The organism is Agrobacterium sp. H141 (assembly GCF_057158725.1).
The window spans coordinates 195438-215113 of the sequence record NZ_JBXENI010000002.1 but is presented as its reverse complement, the minus strand read 5'-3'; the positions used below and the strand labels follow the sequence as shown (position 1 = coordinate 215113).

Annotated in this window: 14 protein-coding genes and 1 riboswitch; of the genes, 6 read left to right on the top strand and 8 right to left on the bottom strand. The window is 57.0% G+C overall.

Going from position 1 to position 19676, the window contains the following annotated elements; all coding sequences use genetic code 11:
• Positions 1-60: 60 nt before the first annotated feature.
• Positions 61-1128: a polyamine ABC transporter substrate-binding protein gene (locus ACWPM9_RS21175; RefSeq protein WP_484757856.1), complete on the bottom strand. Its 1068-nt coding sequence runs from the start codon at positions 1126-1128 to the stop codon at positions 61-63.
• Positions 1129-1339: 211 nt separating this feature from the next.
• Here ACWPM9_RS21175 and ACWPM9_RS21170 point away from each other — a divergent pair, with 211 nt between their 5' ends.
• From ACWPM9_RS21170 to ACWPM9_RS21155, 4 genes are all read left to right on the top strand, one after another.
• Entirely contained in the window at positions 1340-2272 is a 933-nt protein-coding gene (locus ACWPM9_RS21170; protein ID WP_484757855.1) for a GntR family transcriptional regulator, read from the top strand.
• A gap of 15 nt (positions 2273-2287) precedes the next feature.
• A complete protein-coding gene (locus ACWPM9_RS21165; RefSeq protein ID WP_484757854.1) occupies positions 2288-3586 on the top strand; it encodes a glycosyltransferase in 1299 nt (432 codons plus the stop codon).
• A gap of 19 nt (positions 3587-3605) precedes the next feature.
• Positions 3606-5084 carry an aldehyde dehydrogenase family protein gene (locus ACWPM9_RS21160; RefSeq protein WP_484757853.1) on the top strand — a complete coding sequence of 493 codons (1479 nt, stop codon included), beginning with the start codon at positions 3606-3608 and terminating at the stop codon, positions 5082-5084.
• A gap of 126 nt (positions 5085-5210) precedes the next feature.
• Positions 5211-6599: an NAD(P)/FAD-dependent oxidoreductase gene (locus tag ACWPM9_RS21155; RefSeq protein ID WP_484757852.1), complete on the top strand. Its 1389-nt coding sequence runs from the start codon at positions 5211-5213 to the stop codon at positions 6597-6599.
• Positions 6600-6879: 280 nt separating this feature from the next.
• On the opposite strand, the gene atzF is transcribed toward ACWPM9_RS21155, so the two are convergent.
• From atzF to ACWPM9_RS21120, 7 genes are all read right to left on the bottom strand, one after another.
• Positions 6880-8682, bottom strand: a complete 1803-nt coding sequence (gene atzF, locus ACWPM9_RS21150; RefSeq protein WP_484757851.1) for an allophanate hydrolase — start codon at positions 8680-8682, stop codon at positions 6880-6882.
• The gene (uca, locus tag ACWPM9_RS21145; RefSeq protein ID WP_484757850.1) at positions 8682-12218 is read right to left on the bottom strand and encodes an urea carboxylase; all 3537 of its coding nucleotides are present in this window, start codon (positions 12216-12218) and stop codon (positions 8682-8684) included. Before uca ends, atzF begins: the two co-directional genes overlap by 1 nt.
• 2 nt (positions 12219-12220) lie before the next feature.
• Positions 12221-12871 carry an urea amidolyase associated protein UAAP2 gene (locus ACWPM9_RS21140; protein ID WP_484757849.1) on the bottom strand — a complete coding sequence of 217 codons (651 nt, stop codon included), beginning with the start codon at positions 12869-12871 and terminating at the stop codon, positions 12221-12223.
• Positions 12872-12885: 14 nt separating this feature from the next.
• On the bottom strand, positions 12886-13704 hold the full coding sequence (locus tag ACWPM9_RS21135) for an urea amidolyase associated protein UAAP1 (protein WP_484757848.1): 819 nt from the start codon (positions 13702-13704) through the stop codon (positions 12886-12888).
• Between the two features lie 38 nt (positions 13705-13742).
• Positions 13743-14528, bottom strand: coding sequence for an ABC transporter ATP-binding protein (locus tag ACWPM9_RS21130; protein ID WP_484757847.1), 786 nt, complete (start codon positions 14526-14528; stop codon positions 13743-13745).
• Positions 14525-15343, bottom strand: a complete 819-nt coding sequence (locus tag ACWPM9_RS21125) for an ABC transporter permease (RefSeq protein WP_484757846.1) — start codon at positions 15341-15343, stop codon at positions 14525-14527. Before ACWPM9_RS21125 ends, ACWPM9_RS21130 begins: the two co-directional genes overlap by 4 nt.
• A 62-nt stretch (positions 15344-15405) precedes the next feature.
• Positions 15406-16479 (bottom strand): putative urea ABC transporter substrate-binding protein, encoded by a 1074-nt coding sequence (locus tag ACWPM9_RS21120; RefSeq protein WP_484757845.1) that lies wholly within the window; start codon positions 16477-16479, stop codon positions 15406-15408.
• Between the two features lie 78 nt (positions 16480-16557).
• Positions 16558-16666, bottom strand: a riboswitch (guanidine-I (ykkC/yxkD leader).
• Positions 16667-17466: 800 nt separating this feature from the next.
• Between ACWPM9_RS21120 and repA the strand changes: the two genes are divergently transcribed.
• Both repA and repB read left to right on the top strand, forming a co-directional pair.
• Positions 17467-18678 carry a plasmid partitioning protein RepA gene (repA, locus tag ACWPM9_RS21115; RefSeq protein WP_428189294.1) on the top strand — a complete coding sequence of 404 codons (1212 nt, stop codon included), beginning with the start codon at positions 17467-17469 and terminating at the stop codon, positions 18676-18678.
• Positions 18675-19637: a plasmid partitioning protein RepB gene (gene repB / locus ACWPM9_RS21110; RefSeq protein WP_484757844.1), complete on the top strand. Its 963-nt coding sequence runs from the start codon at positions 18675-18677 to the stop codon at positions 19635-19637. The genes repA and repB overlap by 4 nt, the downstream gene beginning before the upstream one ends.
• Positions 19638-19676: the final 39 nt, after the last annotated feature.

The window sequence follows — 19676 nt, the reverse complement described above, 5'->3', positions numbered from 1 at the left end:
CCTCCTCTCCCAAGCGGGAGAAGAGGGTTTTCACAGTGCTTCAGGCGAGACGCCAGCAGCTCAGTTGGCGGCCTTGATTTCGCTCACGATGCGCGAAAAATCCTTCTGGGCCGGTCCGAGGTCACGAAGCAGTTCGTACTGCACCAGTTCCTCGGGCTTCATCCCCATATTCGGATACTGCTCGACGAGGGACGGATCAAGGCTCTCCATGGCAGCCTTGTTGGGAACCTTGTAGAGGATGTTTTCCGCCGCCCAGGCGTGGTTCTTGGCGTCGAGGATGAAGTTGATGAACTTCATCGCGGCATCTTTGTGCTCCGACCCCTTCATCACGACGATGGTGTCGACCCACAGATCTGATCCCTCTTTCGGGATAACATATTTGATGTCGGCATTTTCACCGATGCCGTAATTGCACCAGCCATCCCAGGCATGCACGAGCGAGGCTTCTCCGGAAACCAGCTTCGAGTAGAATGTGGTGTCGTCGTAGGCCAGCAGTGTCTTCTTGGCCGAGATCAAGAGGTCCTTCACTTCTTCCAGCTTGGCTGGATCGGTTTCATTGACGGAGTAGCCCTTGGCGAGTTCGCCTGCTGCCATCAGCCAGCGATCGGTCGCCAGCATTGTGATCTTGCCCTTGATGTCGTCTGCCGCCTGCAACAGATCCATCCAGCTGTCAGGCGTGCCGCTGACAAGATCGGCGCGGTAGCAGAGCCCCGTCGTGCCCCAGGTATAGGGGACGGAATATTCCGTGCCTGGATCGTAAGCCAATGCCGAGGCTTCCGGATAGAGATTGGCAAGATTGGGTATGGCGGCCTTGTCAATTGGTTCGGCCAGTCCTTGTCCATGCAGAACTTCGGCAAACGGCGAGGAGACGAAGACGACGTCGTAGCCCTTCCCCTTGCTTGCCATGAGCTTGCCCATGATCTCTTCATTGGTGGCGTGGTTCACCACTTCTATTTCCAGACCGGTCGCCGCCTTGAAGCTATCGGCAATGTCGGGTGCCATGTAGCCGTCCCAGTTGGAAATCACGAGATCGGCCGCACTGGCGGTGCCAGCAATACTGATGATAGCTGTCGTAGCTAAAAGTTTGGCGGCGCAATGGCGCACGCTGAATCGATGTTTGGTCGTCACGGGACGCTCCCCTTTTTCGAATTCGTTCCTGCCTCTTTGGAGGCGCCGCCGCTTCTGCGGTCTCTGTCGCCTACTCAAGCAGTATTATTTATGAAAAAAATACGTCAATAGGGAATCTGAGGTCAGGCAGAATTTAGTACACAGTGCACCGCGCCCCTTGCCAATCGGTATGTATATAGGCAGCATGATCTCGACAAGAAGCAGAGGTCGCATGGCGGACAGCGCACAAAAGCCCAATCGTCGACATGTCGAATTGGCGCAAAAAATACTGGAGCTCGCAATCGAGCGTGGCATGGCACCGGGTGAACGTCTGGCAGAGCAGGCGCTCGCTAATCTTTGCAATGTCTCGCGAACCCCTGTGAGGAAGGCGCTGCAGCTGCTGGCAGACAAGGGAATGGTGATCGCGGACACAGAAGGTGGTTACCGCTTTGCCGCCGATCCGGTCATGGCTGCACGGCTGGATAGCGAATTTTCCGGTTCAGATGAAGATGATCTGCACGGCGCAATCTTGCGTGATCTCGCCGCCGGTCGTCTTGCGGACAGTCAAACGGTGGCCGCGTTGCAGCGGCGTTATGAAGCAACGCGACAGACGGTACAAAATGCGCTGATGAAACTGTCGGAGGACAATCTGGCCGAACGCGGTGCAGGTCAGCAATGGACACTCAAGCAGTTTGCGATCGGTGCCGATGCCGCAGCAAAGAGCTTCGAATTCAGGTTGGCAAGCGAGCCATTGGCGCTGACGATGCCGGATTTCAAGCGTGACGCAACCGCGATCATGTCGCTCAGACAATCCATGCTGATGCTGAAAGGCATGGACGAGATCAGTTTTGACCGGCGTTTGTTCGAGCGCACGGATATGGATTTTCACCTCCTGATTGCCCGCTGTTGCGGCAATCCCTTCATGGCCGAGACGCTAACGAGCCACCATCGCCGCCGCTTTGCCCTGCCGCAGACGGCGCATGTCGGAACCTTCCGGCTTATGCAGTCCAATGACGAGCATCTGCTGATCCTGCAGCAGATCGAACGCGGCCAGATGGCTCTTGCCGCAGACCTGATGCGGGTGCATCTGCAATTATCACAAACCCAGCGACCAAAGCTTGCCGGACGCGGGGTGCCCGCAGCCATCAAGCGTCTATCCCGATAGTCAGAACGTTCAGACATGAATTCCAGCAAAACCATCGCCCTCTTCCCGGAAGCCAGTTTCGGTGCGGCCCTCAATTGTGTCGGGATTGCCCAAGAGTTGCGGCGTTTGGGGGCGAGGCCCGTTTTCATATGCCACCCAGGCTTTAGTGGCGTGTTTGCAGAATATGGCTTTACGGAATATCAGCTCGGTGAGGATGATCCCTCAGCCTCCACCGACTGGAACGACTTTATCAGTCGGCATCAAGACGCGTTCAGACGATCCCCTTTGGAGCAGTTGAAAGACTATGTCGGCCCGACATGGGAAGCCATCGTCGATACTGCCGTCAAGGTGGAAGAACCGCTTCGTCAATTGCTGACACGGTTGAAACCGGATGCCATCGTGCTTGACAATGTGGTGATGTTCCCGGCGATCGCCAATGCCGGTGTTCCCTGGATCCGTGTGGTTTCCTGTGCAGAGACCGAAATCGCAGATGTGTCCGTGCCGCCCTATCTTTCAGGCTGCGGTGGATCACCGAGTTTGGAATGGACGACCTTTAGGGAGGCCTATGAGGCCGTCACAGCGTCGGCCCACAAGCGGTTTACCGGCTTTGTTGCCGATTGCGGTCTCAAGGCACCACCTGCACCTTCCTTTCTCGACCCTTCGCCCTGGCTGAACCTCCTGCTTGCGCCGGACATCATCCGCCACAATCGACAAACGCCGCTCGATCCAGATCGCTTTGTATTTCTCGATGGTTGCGTCCGCCGCGAGGCCGATTACCAGCCGCCACGGTTTGCGGCACACAACGAAGCGCCGCTGGTTCTGACCAGTTTCGGCTCGCTCGGCGCTATGGATGTCTCCATGATCAAGCGCATGATCGCAGTCTATGCTGACCTGCCTTATCGCTTTCTCGTCAATGCGGGGCCCTGGCGCGACGAGTATAGCGACGTGCCGGACAATGTCTTTGTCGATAGCTGGTTCCCCCAGCCGTCGGTTGTGAGTCAGGCGAGCTTGTTTGTCCATCACGGTGGCAACAACAGCTTCTGCGAGGCGCTCTATTTCGGCGTTCCGTCCCTTGTCATGCCGTATTGCTGGGACGGGCACGACAACGCACGCAGGGCGTTAGAAATGGATGTCGGAGCTGCTCTCCCCCGCTATGACTGGAACGAGCGTGACCTTGTCGCCATGATCACGGATCTGCTTGGCGATGAGACGATGCGAACACGGCTGAAAACCAATGCTGCTGTCATGCAAGCGCATGCCGGCGCCAGCCGGGCCGCCAGCGCCATTTTGAAAACCATCACCGAAAGCCAGAAACCTAAACTGGCTCGGGCCTGAGACGGAAAGGACACTTCCCATGCGCGACATGCTCTTTATCGATGGTCAATGGTCGGCTCCTGCCCACGGTGGGCAGTTTACGGTGACCAATCCAGCCACAGAAGAGGTGTTTGACCATGCACCGGCCGCCACGGCAGAGGATGTCGACCGGGCCGTGAGGGCTGCCCGCAAGGCATTCGATGAGGGGCCTTGGCCAAAGATGAGCGGCGCTGCTCGAGCCGCAACCCTGCGCAAGATTGCCGACGGCATCTTGGCGCGCAAGGAAGAGATCGCTCGCATTGAGGTCATGGACAATGGCAAGCCACTGCCGGAAGCGATTTGGGACATTGAAGATACGGCGGGCTGCTTTTCCTATTATGCCGACCTTGCCGAGCAAATGGATGTTTCAGCGGAAGAACAGATCGATCTTGGCGACAGCCGTTTCACCTCGAAGGTAGTACGCGAGCCGATTGGCGTCGCCGGCGCCATCATCCCGTGGAATTATCCTTTGCTGATGGCTTCCTGGAAAGTCGCGCCGGCGCTGGCCGCAGGCTGCACAATGGTGCTCAAGCCGTCTGAACTGACCCCGCTCACGGCGCTCGAACTTGGTGCGATCGTCGAGCATGCGGGACTGCCTGCGGGTGTACTCAACATTGTTACGGGTCTTGGTCCCGACGCCGGTCAGCCGCTTTCTGAACATCCCCTGGTCGACAAACTGGCCTTCACAGGTTCCGTTCCGACGGGTAGCAAGATCATGGCCGCAGCCGCCCGCGACATCAAGAACATCAGCCTGGAACTGGGCGGAAAATCGCCCTTCGTCGTCTTTGCCGACTGCGATGTCGAAAAAGCGGTTGAATGGGTGATGTTCGGCATTTTCTGGAACCAGGGAGAGGTCTGCTCTGCCACATCTCGCGTCCTCGTCGAGGAAAGTCTGTATCCCGCCTTCCTGGAGAGGCTTGTGGCAGAAGCCGCAAAAATCAAGATTGGTGACGGGCTGGAAGACGGTGTCCTTCTGGGGCCGCTGGTCTCCAAGGGCCAGCAGGAAAAGATCCTGGCAATGATTGAGCGTGGTGTCACCGGTGGCGCGCGGATCGCATATGGTGGCAAACGCCCGGCGGATCTTGCCAGGGGGTATTTTCTCGAGCCGACGATCCTCACCGATATGGATGAGGACAACACCGTCTGGCGTGAAGAAATCTTCGGCCCGGTGGTCTGCGTCAAAACCTTCCGGGATGAGGAAGACGCAATCCGCATGGCCAATGACAGCCGTTTTGGCCTTGCAGCAGCCGTCATGTCTGACGACCTTGAGCGCTGCGACCGCGTCGCCCGTGCCTTCCGTGCCGGCATTGTCTGGATAAACTGCTCACAGCCGACATTCACGCAAGCGCCATGGGGCGGCTACAAACAATCCGGAATTGGTCGGGAGCTTGGTAGCTGGGGCCTGTCCAATTATCTCGAAGTCAAACAGATCACCAGCTTCGATGCGACGAAGACATGGGGCTGGTATATCAAGGAATAATATCTCTCGCCACATGGACCAACCGCGCGCCTGACCCCACAATTTCTTGCCATGGATACGACCGTATTCCGTCGGTGTTGCAAGCGCTTCAAGTGATATGACTAGTCTATTTTCAATGGAGCCCTCATGACCGGGCAAGCACGTTTTGACCAGGCGTCTCGGACGCCATTTTGGCTAGAGGGTCTTGCGCATCGGGATGACTGCCCGGCCCTTAAGCAAGACATTACCAGCGAAATCGCCATCGTTGGTGGCGGCTTCGTTGGTCTCTGGAGCGCGCTGAAGGCACGGGAACGGTGGCCTGATGCACAGATTGTCGTGGTCGAGGCCGATATCTGTGGCGTTGCTGCCAGCGGGCGTAATGGAGGCTTTTGCGCGCCCAGCATTTCCCATGGCGTGACGAACGCGCAGACACGTTGGCCCGATGAGGCCGATACGCTTATTCGGCTGGGGCGGGAAAACCTGGATGAGCTTGAAACAGATCTGCAACTCTATGGTATCGATGGCGAATTTGAACGCTCGGGCAAATTGAACCTGGCTGCAAAGCCCTGGCAGGTTGAAGGTTTGCGTGGGCTCCAGCGAAGCTATGCCCGCAACGGTATCGAGGCGCAGTTTCTGGAAGGTAAAGCCCTTGCCGATCGGCTTGATAGTCCTGTCTACAGTGCGGGCCTTTTCGAGCCAAACTATGCATTGGTTCACCCGGTCAAACTGGTGCAAGGATTGCGAAGGGCCTGTCTCGATCGGGGCGTTGGCATTTACGAACACACGAGAGTGGATGCGCTTGAGCAGGTCGGTGGAAAGATCAGGCTCGCGACCGAACAAGGGAACGTGACGGCATCCAAAGTGATCATTGCCACAAATGCGGATATCCCGCTGCTCAGGCGCTTGCGCCCAATGATCCTTCCCATTTTTGATTACGCGCTTATGACAGAGCCATTATCCGACGCGCAGTTGGAGACCATTGGCTGGACCGGTCGGTACGGTATCGCCGATAGCGGGAACCGGTTTCACTATTCGCGCAAGACCGCGGACAACCGGATCTTATGGGGTGGTTTTGATGCCATTTACCACCGGGGTCGGCGACGCGATCCCGCGCTTCTCAATCGTCAGGCGTCGTTTTCAACCCTGGAAGCCAATTTTCTTGCGGTCTTTCCCAAGCTCTCGGGTATCAAGTTTGACTATTGTTGGGGCGGTATCATCGATACGTCTGCGCGTATGACATTCTTTGCCGGCACAGCCATGTCGGGTTCCCTTGCCTATGCGTTGGGCTTTACCGGTCAAGGCGTTTCCGCATCCCGCTTTGCCGCCTTGCTGATGCTGGATATGCTGGAAGGCAAGCGAACGGAACGTACCGAGCTGAAAATGGCGCGCAGCCGTCCCGTTCCATTTCCGCCGGAACCGTTTTGCAGCCTCGCGGTGAAGTGGACCCGACGTGACCTTGAGCGCGAAGATGAGACGGGATATCGCTCCCTCATGCTTCGCACACTAGATCGCCTGGGCATCGGCTTTGCGTCTTGACGGGGGTGTTGCAAAGTCTCCTGCTAGCTCGGATTTGAAATTTGGATGGTCAAGCGGTCTGCAGTTGGGGAGTACTGGACAATTACTCTCAACACGATTGCCGGAAAGTTGAAGCACTGCTCGACCGACGATTTCAACGACAGGCAGTTTGAAGCACCTGGCTGATCGTTCAAGTGGCACCCACTGTGGCAAGACCTTTGCTTCACCGACCAAAACTTTGGCCGGTGGTATTTCGCTTTTTGAGCCGCATGCCTTTGCCAATGGCGCTCGTTCAGATGCCTCAGGCCATGTTCTTGATAAATGCGCGCCATCCGCCAAGAGCGGTGATTTCCTGCGCATCCTTCAGAGCATGGGCCTCGCACAGGAAGCTCGATACGGTGGAGCCGTCATCGAGTGTCACCTTGCCGATGCCGAGCGGCGCCGGAATATTGGCGACAAACCGCCCGAAGGCATCTGCCGGAAGTTTCCAGACTTCAACTTCAAGGCCAGCGCCATCAAAGCCCGGATCGCGGATGAGGCCGGGTTTTGGGGGCGTGGTGTCCGGTAGGGCGTAAAGCCGGTAATCGCCTGCGGTACGGCAGCTCTTAACCAGCTTGCCACCGCCGCTCGTCAATTCAGGGTTGAGTGGCATGCCGGTCAGGTGCGCGCCGACGACTACGATCTCGATCATGCCATCATCGGGTACGTATACCTTTGCTGCTTCAGGCAGGGTGGCGGTGCGATCCTTTCCCATGCCGGCTGAAAGCGCGCGATGCATCTGATCGGCAAATGGTGCAAGAGCGTCGTCGCTGAAGGCAGGTCCAACCAGTGTCACTCCTGCCGGCAGATGGCCCTCGTCATCAAAGCCGGCCGGAATGGCAATGGCCGCGTAGCCGAATAGGTTGGCAAAATTGGTGTAGCGTCCGAAATGGCTGTTCTTGACGATTGGATCGGCCAACATGTCTTCTACAGTATAGGTGGTCGGCGAAGTTGGCAGCAAAAGCACGTCGAGCTTGGACCATTCCGCCTTGGCGCGCTGTCTCAGCGCCTCAAGCTTGTACTTGCCCTCGAATGCATCCACCGCATCATAAGCACTGGCTCCCTCAATGATCTTGCGCACTGCAGGGTCGAACGCGTCTGCATGGGTTTTGATGAAGTCTTTCACCGCCGCAAGCCGCTCTGCCACCCAAGGGCCGTTATAAAGCAGTTCGGCGGCATCGCGGAAGGGCGCGTAGTCGAAGGGCACGATGGTGGCACCCAGTGATTTCGCCCGCTCGATGGCCGCGTCGTAAAGCGCTTCGACAGATGTGTTGCCATAGAACTCCCGTTCTGCGCCCACCAGAATGCCGACTTTAAGGCCGGTCGTTGGCAAAGTTGCAGGCTGAGCTTCGGTGGAGAAGGGGTCATCGGCATCAAATCCATCCATCACCCGACGAATGGCGATGCCATCGCCCACGGTTGTGGCAAAGACCGTGACAACGTCCACGCTGCGGCAGGCCGGAACCACGCCGGTATTGGGCACAAGTCCCGGTGTGGGCTTTATCCCGACAAGGTTGTTGAATGCCGCCGGCACGCGCCCGGAACCCGCTGTGTCCGTGCCCAGAGCGAAACTGGCAAGGCCGGATGCGACCGAAACAGCAGAACCAGAGGATGAGCCGCCCGACACATAGTCCTTGTCGAAGACCGAGCGCGGCGCGCCATAGGGCGAGCGCGTGCCGTTGAGACCGGTTGCGAATTGATCCAGATTGGTCTTGCCGATGACGATGGCACCGGCGGCCTTCAGCCGTGCAATCAGGGTCGCATCTTTTTGCGGTTGGTATTCATAGGCAGGGCAGGCGGCGGTGGTGGGCAATCCGGCGACATCGATATTGTCCTTTGCCGCGAAAGGTATGCCCCATAGGGCCAAGCTGTTGGGTTCGGGCGCGCGCTCCATCAGATCCTTTGCCTGCATGCGCAACTGCTCGGCGGATGCGCGACTAATAAAGATGGCCGGATCGTCGACCGCGTCACAGCGAGCGATCACCTCTTCGACCAGTTGAAGCGGCGTCAGGCCGTCGGCATAGGCCGCCCGCACCGAAGAGAGGTCGAGAATAGTAGGGAGCATCAGATTTCCTCCAGAACAGCCAGGACATCGCCTGCCTTTATTGTACGACCCGGCATGGCGCGCAGTTCTCGAACGCGACCATCAGCATGGGCAGTGATTGTGATTTCCATTTTCATGGATTCGATGATGGCGAGTGTATCTCCTGCAGAGACAATCTGACCCTGTTCAACGAGGACCTTCCAGATATTGCCGGGGATTGCACATTCGACACCGAAGCAACCCAATGGAATATCTCCGGCCTCGGCCATGTCTGCACCGTCATCGACGGTGAAGCTATCCAACCCCTGTTCCTTCCAGCGACGTCGTTCAGCCTCGAAGGCAGCCTGCTGGCTCGCCTTGAAGGTGCCGATAGAACCAGCATGGTCTGCAAGACCCGCAGCATAGTCAGCATAGGAGAAAATGCCATCTTCGATCCGGATCGGATATCCACCATGCGGGAATGCTGCGCGGGCTTGCGTCAATTCCTCGTGGCTGACGGGAAAGAAGCGAATCCGGTCAAAGAAGTCGAGGAGCCAAGGTTTGTCTTCATGGAAGAAGGGCGTTTGACGCCAGGTGTTCCAGACCTGGATCGTCCGTCCGAACAGTTGGTAGCCGCCCGGGCCTTCCATGCCATAGATGCACATATAGGCACCGCCGATGCCGACTGCGTTTTCCGGTGTCCAGGTGCGGGCCGGATTGTATTTGGTCGTCACCAACCTGTGGCGCGGATCGAGCGGCGTTGCCACCGGCGCGCCGAGATAGACGTCACCCAGGCCCATCACCAGATAGGACGCGTCAAAGATCGTGTTCTTTACTGCCTGTTCGTCGGCAAGTCCGTTGATGCGGCGGATGAATTCGATATTCGAGGGACACCATGGTGCATTCGGCCGCACCAACTCTTGATACTTGCGCATGGCAAGTTCGGCGTCCGGATCATTCCAGGACAATGGCAGATACACGGTGCGGCTTGGAACCTTCACCTCTTCCGCAGACGGAAGCGTGCTCTCGATCTCCGACAGCAGGCCAAGCAGCCGGTTGCGCGTCATCGATGTTCCGTCATAGTGGATCTGTAGTGAACGAATACCAGGAGTGAGCTCGATCAGGCCCGGCTGTTTTTCCGCCTGCAAGGCCTGCATCAGCAGATGGGCTCGCAACCGAATCTCGATCGATAGTTGCATCTCTCCATATTCGACAAGCAAATTGTCGTCACCTTGGCGGCGATAGACCACCGATACGGGGCCATCGTCGCTGGAGCCGACGATCGGCGATCCCGCTTTCTCGCCGATGCCCACAACCACAGGGCCTGCGATAGTGTCATCCGGTCGGGCAACGGCATGGAAGCGGATCTTGTCGCCAGGTTTAAACTGGCCCATCTTCCATTGCTCGTCGCGGGCAATCACCGCCGGGCACACGAAACCGCCGAGGCTCGGGCCATCGGGACCTAGAATGATCGGCATGTCGCCGGTGAAATCGATCGCGCCGATGGCATAGGCATTGTCATGCAGGTTAGAAGGGTGAAGGCCCGCTTCGCCGCCGTCTTCGCGCGCCCATTTGGGGGCTGGTCCGATCAGGCGGACGCCCGTTCGCGACGAATTGAAATGCACCTCATAATCCGTTGAAAACAGCGTTTCAATGTCGCTCTCAAGGAAGAAGTCCGGCGCGCCATGTGGGCCATAGAGAACGCCGACAGACCACTTGTGGGTCAAGATTGCTGGTTGGTGTGCAGGCTTGGCGCTGTCCTGCTCTGCCCGGGCAAGCCGCAACACATGGCCAGCCCGCAGCGTGCCGGTGGCATTGCCACCGAACTGGCCAAGGCCAAATGTGGCGCGGGATCCCAATACCACTGGTGCCGAAAAGCCGCCGGATACCGCAAGATAGGCGCGCTGGCCGGCCCCCCGGATCGTACCGATCGAGAGGGTCTGGCCCGCTTTTACCTGGATAGCCGCATTGTGTGCTACGGCTTGGCCGTCCAGCGTCATTGGCATGTCAGCACCCGAAAGTGCTATCGTCACATCGGAGAAAATCTTTAGCACCGGCCCTGCAACCGTTAGCTCCAGCGCTGCCGTCTCGTCATTATTGCCGACAAGTCGGTTGGCATGACGGAAGGAGCGTTCGTCCATTGGTCCACTAGGCGGTACGCCCACATGCCAGAGACCGACGCGGCCGGGCAGCTCCTGCAGGCTCGACTGGGCGCCGGGGGCCACGACCTCGATGACCTCAGGCACGAAAGGGAAGTCGCGCAGCGCAGTCGTTGCCACATTGCCTTTGTCAAAAAGGTCGGAGCCGGCGATGGCTTTGAGGTAATCGAGATTGGTTTCAATACCGCAAATCGAAGTCTCTTCCAGTGCGTTTGCCAGAGCAGCGATTGCCTCGGGCCTGCTGTTGGCCGATACAATGATCTTTGCCAGCATAGGGTCATAATATGGCGTGACCTCGGTGCCGGTCTCGATCCAGCCATCGACGCGAACGTCTTCCGGGAAGACCACTTCGGTCAGAAGTCCGGCACTCGGGCGAAAATCGGCATGTGGCATCTCCGCATAGACACGGGCCTCGATGGCAGCACCTGTGGGCTTCAATCCCTCATTGCCGGTCAGCACGTCCTCACCTGCTGCCTGACGGATCATCCACTCCACCAGATCGATGCCGAATACCGCTTCGGTGACAGGATGCTCGACCTGCAGGCGGGTGTTGACCTCAAGGAAGTAGAATTCCTGTCGCGCCGGATCATAGATAAATTCCACGGTGCCAGCGGACTGGTATTCTACCTGGCCGCCAAGGGCGACCGCTGCAGCATGCAGAGCCTCTCTGACGGTATGTGGCAGTCCTGGAGCTGGCGTTTCCTCGATCACCTTTTGGTTTCGCCGTTGTAGCGAGCAGTCCCGCTCGCCAAGCGCAATGACGCGACCCTTGCCATCGCCGAAGATCTGCACCTCGACATGGCGAGCCCTGGCAACGAAGCGTTCGATGTAGACGCGAGCGTCTCCGAAACTTGCCTTTGCCGTGCGCTGCACGCTGTCAAATGCAGCTTGCAAAGCATCGGCATCCTCGCAGAGCTGCATGCCGATGCCGCCGCCGCCAGCTGTCGATTTCAACATCACCGGATAGCCGACATCTTTTGCCGCCAGCAGCGCATCCTCTGCCGTATCCAGCAGACCGGAACCAGGAAGAAGCGGGACGCTGCTCAGCCGTGCAAGCTCGCGTGCCGTATGTTTCAGGCCGAAGGCCTCGATATTGTCGGGTCGCGGCCCGATGAAGGCGATGCCCTCCTTGGCCAGGCGTTCGGCAAAGCCGATATTTTCCGACAGGAAACCGTAGCCGGGATGGACAGCGTCCGCTCCGGTCTGACGGCAGGCCGCAATGACGGCATCGATATTCAGATAGCTTTCGGTGGCTGGTGCCGATCCCAGCCGCACCGCCTCGTCAGCCATCAAGACGGCACGGGAAAACCGGTCGGCATCCGAATAGACGGCGACCGATGCGACACCCAGTGTCTTCAAGCTGCGGATGATGCGAACCGCGATCTCGCCGCGGTTCGCAATCAGGACCTTTTTGAACATGATCAGGCCTTGTCGTCCCAGACCATCACGCGGATCGGCGTGGGATCGAAACCGTTGCAGGGATTGTTGATCTGAGGGCAGTTGGAAATCACCAGGAGAACATCCATCTCAGCCTTCATTTCGACATAGTCGCCGGGCGCTGAAATACCGTCGACAATGGTCATTGCACCGGATGGCTCGATCGGCACATTCATGAAGAAATTGATATTGGGCACGACATCGCGTTTGCTCATGCCGTGCCTGGACACTTCGAGCACAAAATTGTCGCGGCAAGCATGCAGATATCTGGTTTCATGCCCGAAGCGTACGGTGTTGCTTTCGCAAGAGCATGCGCCTGCTGCCGTGTCATGACGACCGCAGCTATCGGCTGTCATGGTCAGCATGGCGCGGCCTTCGTTCGACATGATCTTGGTGCCTGTCGAGATGTAGGCTGCACCTTGCATGCGCATGGTGTCCTGATTGGAATAGCGCTCGGAAAAATCGTCAGCATTGTAAAACAATGTATCGATTGCCTGTTGGCCGTAAGAGTCCTCAATGCGCAGGATCTGGCCCTTCCTGACGATGGTGGAGAAGGGAGCTTCAGCTGGCACGTGGTGATCCTGCACCGCGTTTTCGAGGCTGCGGGCGGGAGAGGTGGCTTTAAATGGGGTCATGGTTCGGGCCTCCCTCAGGCTTGCGCGAATGCGTTGTTTTCAAATCCGCGCACTGCCTCAGCGGTAGCGGTGCGGCAGAGGTCGTCTGCGGCCGGTTCGACAGCCACTATGCGGGTCACAGTCACCGGATTGGGCGCATAGCTCTCGTTTGGATCAAGAGGGTGAGGGCAGTTGGATAAGCCGACGACCATGTCCATTTCGGCGCGCAGTTCGATATAGTCTGCACCGTTCAAGAGCTCGGGCTTCCAGCCAAATTTTCCGTCCTTGTCGACACGCACAGGTGCAAACAGTGACAGGGCTGCCGGAATGTCGCGCTTGTCGAGGCCGAGTTTGTTGGCGACGATTAAGAAGTTGTCGCGGGTATTTCGGGTTTTGGTGTCGCCATAGCGTTTTGCGTTGGAGGCGGCGGTGGACCCGCCCATCAGGACGTCATGAGCGCCGCTCGAATCCTCGGTCACCGAAAACATGACCTTGCCCATGTCGGAGAAGATCACCCGGCCTTTGCCGAGACCGGTGGTCCATTGCAACTTCACGGTATCGGGCAGGTTCAATCTTTCAGACGGGTCATCGGCATTCCAGGACACAAGCGAAACTGTTGAGAACCCTGCGTCGAGCGAGACGCGCAATGTCTCGTTCTCCTTGACGGATGTCCACCAATACCAGCCTCCCGGAATGACTTCACAATGGACGATCTTGTCGTTGGCGATTTGGGGTGCCGGAACAGGACTTTTGCTGGGCAGGGCCTTCGGCGCAAATTGCAGGCCCTTGCGCTGATGCTCCTCATAGCGCGCGCGGTTGGCGGCGATTTCCTCGGTTGAGCGTTTGATATGCACGTTTCGTCTCCTGGTGAATGCATGTCGGGCCGTCCCGACTATTGACCTGTTGTGGCCGGGTCGTCCCGGTCAGGTCGAAATTGTGCTGGCTGCCCCGCAATACGGGGCGGCCAAAGAGGCAGGTCGCGTGTGATCGTTGCACCGAAGCGAAGCTTTTCTTCGCTGCGATCGCGTCGACGCTCGAAGGCAACGACACGGGTCGCCAGCGTAAAGGCCTCGCGCATGTCGTGGGTGACCATGACAACGGTCATGGCGTTTTCGTGCCAGAGCCGTCTCATCAGGGTGTGGATTTCCGCGCGGATGCCAGGATCGAGCGCGCCGAACGGCTCATCCAGCAACAGGACCTTCGGTTTCATGATCAGCGCCTGAGCCAGCGCCAATCGCTGCTGCATGCCACCGGAAAGCTGGGCCGGATATTGATGCAGAGCATGGGATAGGCCGACTTCGTCGATCAATATACGGGCTTCATCTATGGCTGCTTTTCGCGCAGTGCCAAACAACCGTCCGGTGACAGTGGCCTTGCCTATTTCCTTGCCGATCAGCACATTGCCAAGCACGCTCAGATGCGGAAAGACGGAGTAGCGCTGGAAAACCACGCCTCGGTCGGCGCCTGGTTCGCGTGGTAACGGCGCGCCATCCATCAAGATGGTCCCGCGCGTTGGATGTTCTTGTCCCAGAAGCATGCGCAGGAAGGTGGACTTACCGCATCCAGACGGGCCGACCAAAGCCACGAAGGCGCGCGATTCTATTTCGATAGAAACGTCTTCAAGCACGATATTATCGGCATATTCCTTCCACACCTTGTCGATGACGAGCGCACTCATGCCTGCCGCTCCACATTCGACCAGGGAAAGACGGAGGATCGCAATCGATCCAGCAGAAGGTCGGTCATCACAGCCAGAAGGGTGATCCAGGCTACATAGGGAAAGATCACATCCATCGCCAGATAGCGCCGGACGAGGAAGATGCGGTAGCCGAGCCCGGCTTCAGAGGAGATCGCTTCGGCGGCAATCAGGAACAACCATGCCGGGCCAAGCTGCAAACGCAGTGTGTTGATCAAACGTGGCAGTATCTGTGGCAGTATGATCCTGAGGCCAATCAGCCAGGATGACCCTCCAAGTGTCTCTGCCTTGATGATCTGCTCGCGCGGCAGTGCTGACGTGGTCATCGCCAGATCGCGGATCATGATCGGCGTAACACCGATGGCGATGAGCGCGATCTTCGACGTTTCGCCAAGCCCGAGCGCGATGAACAGGATCGGCAGAAGCGCGAGCGGCGGTATCATGGATATGGCTGCTACAAATGGCGCAAGCAGAGCGCGCATATAGGGCAGCATGCCAATCAGCATGCCGATCACAAGAGCGATGATTGTTGCAATGCCGATGCCGGAGAAAAGCCGGATCAAGCTGGTGGATGTATCCATCCAGAGCAAGTAATCGCCGGTGCGGGGATCAGTCACCAGGGCCATGCGGTCAATGGCATCGGCAAAGCCTGCAAAGCTGGGCAACAGCTTGTCATTGGCATTCTCGGCCAATCTGGCCGCAGAACCGATCATATAGGCAATCAGCACGGCGGCAAACGGCGCAATCCCGAGGAAAAGTCGGGTGCCGGGGCTCGGTCGTGTATTGATCCAACGCATTGTCTGCTCCGTGCTGAGCGATGATTGCCGGGCGCCGTGGCACCCGGCGTCGGTTCAGGCGATCACAGCTGGCCGTTGGCGGCGGCGTCCATATAAGTGGAGGTAAAGCGCATTTTCACATTGCCCTTGTCGCCGAGCACAGAGCCATCCGGCATTTCGATGCCAATGACATCAGCAGATGATGCGCCATTACCAAGAAGGCCTTTCTCGAACAGGAAGTTACGGACGTGATCCATTGTGGTCGGCAGATCGGGGGACGTGGTGAAGGCGACCGCGTCTTCGGCCTTGTCGAACAGCTTGGTGGCGGCCATCTGGGCCTCAAAGCCGGTGAGATCAGTGCCGGAGGCTTGTCCCATTGCCGTTCGGGCAGCCTTGCCGTCATCGCTGTCGGCCGTCATCACCGCCATCGTGTCGTACCAGATACCGGCAAGTGCCTTGCCGAAGTCTGGATTGTCTTTCAAGACATCGGTATTGGCAGCCATCAGATCGATGATTTCTCCGGGGATCTTGGAGCTGTCGAAGACATTGTGAGCGGATTGTTCTTCCATGATGGTGGAGACGAGCGGGTTCCAGGTGACGACCGATGTGACGTCGTTTGTCTGATAAGCGGCGACCATGTCGGCGTCAGAGGTGTTGACGACCTTCACATCCCGTTCGGACAGGCCAATGCTCTCCAGTGCGCGGGCAAGCAGGTAGTGCGAGACCGAGAATTCGACCAGATTGACGTTCTGGCTCTTCACGTCCTCCAGCTTATCCTCGTCTTTCAGGATCAGCGCGTCATTGCCGTTGGAGAAATCCCCGACGATAACGGCCGTGGTATCAACGCCACCCGCTGCCGGGATCGATAGCCCGTCCATATTGGTCAGCGTCACCGCGTCATAGGCGCCGGCGGTGAACTGGTTCATGGATTCAACATAGTCGTTGAATTGGGTGACATCGATGGTAATGCCATATTTGTCAGCCCATTTCTTGACGATGCCATGATCATTGGCATAGCCCCAGGGCATCCAGCCGACATAGATCGACCAGGCAACTTTGAAGTCCTTCTTTACTTCCGAATGGGCAACGCCCGACGCTGTTACCGCAAGCGACGTGGCGAGGCCACACATGGTCAGGAATCTCTTGAAAGTCTGCATTGATATTCCCCTTTTTTGTCTTTCTTCAAAAAAAGGGATTGGCATAGACCCAACGTCGCCAATCCCTTGGCTAACGAGGTCTCCCGGGTTTTTGTCCCGCCGTGCACCCGACAGGATGTCTCCCTGCCGGTGGCCGCTCTCGGACCTGCCGCATCTTGCGATGCGCGGAACCCTAGCGGCCAACTCTGCCACTAAAGAAGCAAGCAGCGTGCCAATACGGTAATTCGCTAGAATTTTCAGACGCATGTAGGTCATATCCGGTTTCAAGAAAGTCAACTTGGCGCATGAAGTGCACAAGGAATCTCCAGCTTTGCCTCTTCGCTAGGCAGGCTGCGACGATGTGATCGCATCAGGAGCAAGCTGTATCCCGCCAGCCGGCCGCACAGTCAGCCGGGCTGGCGGTTAGGCCATATGTGCCGCACGTCAGTCATTGCTTGAGGATTACAACACTCGAATGGCAGTTTAGTGGCCTTGAGGGTTGCCGTTTCGAAGAAATCGCAACAGATAAGAAATGGTATTATTGTTCCATAAGCTATCTTATGTGATCGATATGTGTAGCGGGGTGGGTTCCATTTTCAAATGCAACGAAGACAATAATGGCCATGGTTTCAGGAGGATGGAATGGCCCGCTTGTTTGTGCGTTTGAATTTGGACGAGGTCGCGGCCCTCGATCTACTGGCAAATCTGTTCGCTGCTGATTCTCTCTGGGGCGGCTATGTCAGTCGCTGAAACGACGTGCTCAAGGATATGAATCGCTGACAACTGTGTTAGTTATCGCTTTCTTTTGTCGGCCTGAAATTTGTTATCCTTTTGAAAAAGTGAGGAAAAACGAAAAGAGTATGTATTCCTCTGGAGGCAATGAAGGCCGTCAGGATTCTGTTAACTTTAAATTCCTTGCCGAACGGACAGAATCGAGGCTTATTGGCAGCAGCGGTGTTTTGCGAAATTACCGATAAAGACCGCTGTTACGAAACGGACAGACAAGAGATGACGGCAATGGCAGACGAAAAGGCTTCGGTTTTCACACTAGTGGACCTTATCGAGAGGCATTCTGCTGCCCTTGCTGCGCAGCTTCAAGCGCATCATGTCAGCACCTTTCCTCCCGTTGCAAAAAAAACGATCAGGCATTTTCAGCCGGCAGAGGCGGCAAAGCTCGTCGGTGTAAAGGAAGTCTATCTTCGTCAGATATCCGAGAAGATCGAAGGCCTTGATATTCAGACCACAACCGGCGGCCGGCGCTCGTATTCTGTCGAGGATATAGACATAATCCGGCGTCATCTTGATAAGGTCGGACGGGCCGAACGGATGTATGTGCCGCATCGGCGAGACCATGAGGGGCTGCAGATCATCTCCGTCATGAACTTCAAGGGCGGGTCGGGCAAAACGACCACTGCAGCGCATCTTGCGCAATTTCTCGCATTGCGTGGCTATCGCGTCTTGGCACTCGATTTGGATCCTCAGGCAAGTTTGTCGGCACTCTATGGCCATCAGCCCGAGCTGGACGTAGGCGAGAACGAGACGATTTACGGCGCCATTAGATACGATGACCACAAACGCTCGATCAAAGAGCTCGTTCGCAAGACCTATATTCCGGGCTTGGATTTGGTGCCTGGAAACCTGGAGTTGATGGAGTTCGAACATGACACTCCACGAGCTCTCATGAAACGGCAGGCCGGCGAGGCACTGTTCTTCGAGCGCCTGGGCAATGCCATAGACGAGATCGAGGCTGAGTATGATGTGGTCGTGATCGACTGCCCCCCTCAGCTCGGATATCTGACATTGTCTGCCCTGACGGCTGCGACCTCTGTATTGGTGACTGTACATCCGCAAATGCTCGACGTCATGTCGATGAACCAGTTCCTGGCGATGGTTGCAGATCTTTTGCGCGAAGTTCAAACCGCCGGTGGCAATGTCGACTTTGCATGGCTCCGCTATCTCATTACCCGCTTCGAGCCTGCGGACGGACCTCAAAACCAAATGGTTGGCTATTTGCGTTCCATTTTCGGTACGCATGTCCTCAATTTTCCCATGTTGAAGACTACGGCGGTGTCGGATGCGGGCATCACAAATCAAACACTGTACGAAGTTGAACGCGGACAGTTCACGCGAAGCACCTATGACCGCGCATTGGATTCGATGGACAGTGTCAACGGTGAGATCGAGCAATTGATCAAGAAAGCTTGGGGTAGAGCAGCATGAGCCGCAAGAATTTGCTAAACCTGATCCAGGTCGAACCAGACGCCCTGCAGAAGCATCAAGGCGAAAACAAACTGGTTCATCAGGTCGCCAGTACCGTCCGTGAGGAAAAGGCGCGTCAGGCGCGAGCTGACGAGATAGAGAAGAAGCTTGCTGAAGGTCAGTCGGTCGTCCAACTCAAGACATCGGAAATCGATCCGTCATTTGTCCAGGATCGCATGCCAGGCGACATTGAAGGACTGAAAGAGTCTATTCGCGTGCAGGGACAGCAGGTCCCGATCCTTGTTCGCCCCCACCCGGCCAAGCCGGGAAAATACCAAGTCGCATTTGGTCATCGGCGTTTACGAGCCCTTCAAGATCTTGGTCTCCCCATCAATGCGGTCGTTCGCGAATTGTCGGACGAACAGTTGGTTGTGGCGCAAGGTCAGGAGAATAACGAACGCCAGGACTTAACCTATATAGAAAAGGCTAGATTTGCGGCGCGTCTGAATGAACGCTTCTCCCGTGACGTGATCGCCTCTTCGATGTCACTGGATAAGAGCAATCTCTCAAAGATGTTAATCCTTGTTGACGCACTGCCCGCGTCACTGATCGATGCTATCGGATCAGCACCAGGTGTCGGTCGTCCTGCATGGCAAAAAATGGCTGACATGTTCGAAAAGGCAACATCGCCGGATGAACTGCTAAGCTATGCCAACTCAGCCGAGGTCCAGGCTCTCGTCTCTGAGGAGCGTTTCAAAGCTATATTGTCACGCAATGCACGCACAAAATCAAAAGCACTTCCAACCGTACTGACAACATCGGATGGGCGCCGAATTGCACAAGTCGCAGAAACCAAGACCGCCTTGGATCTTAAGGTGGACAAGCGCGCGGCTCCAGAATTTGCGTCATTCGTCCGCGAGCACCTACTGGTGCTGTTCGAAGAACATCAGTCCAAGCTTAAACGACAAAGGGAATATTGAACCGCAAAAAGAAAAGGCCCCCAAAACGTCGCCGTTCCG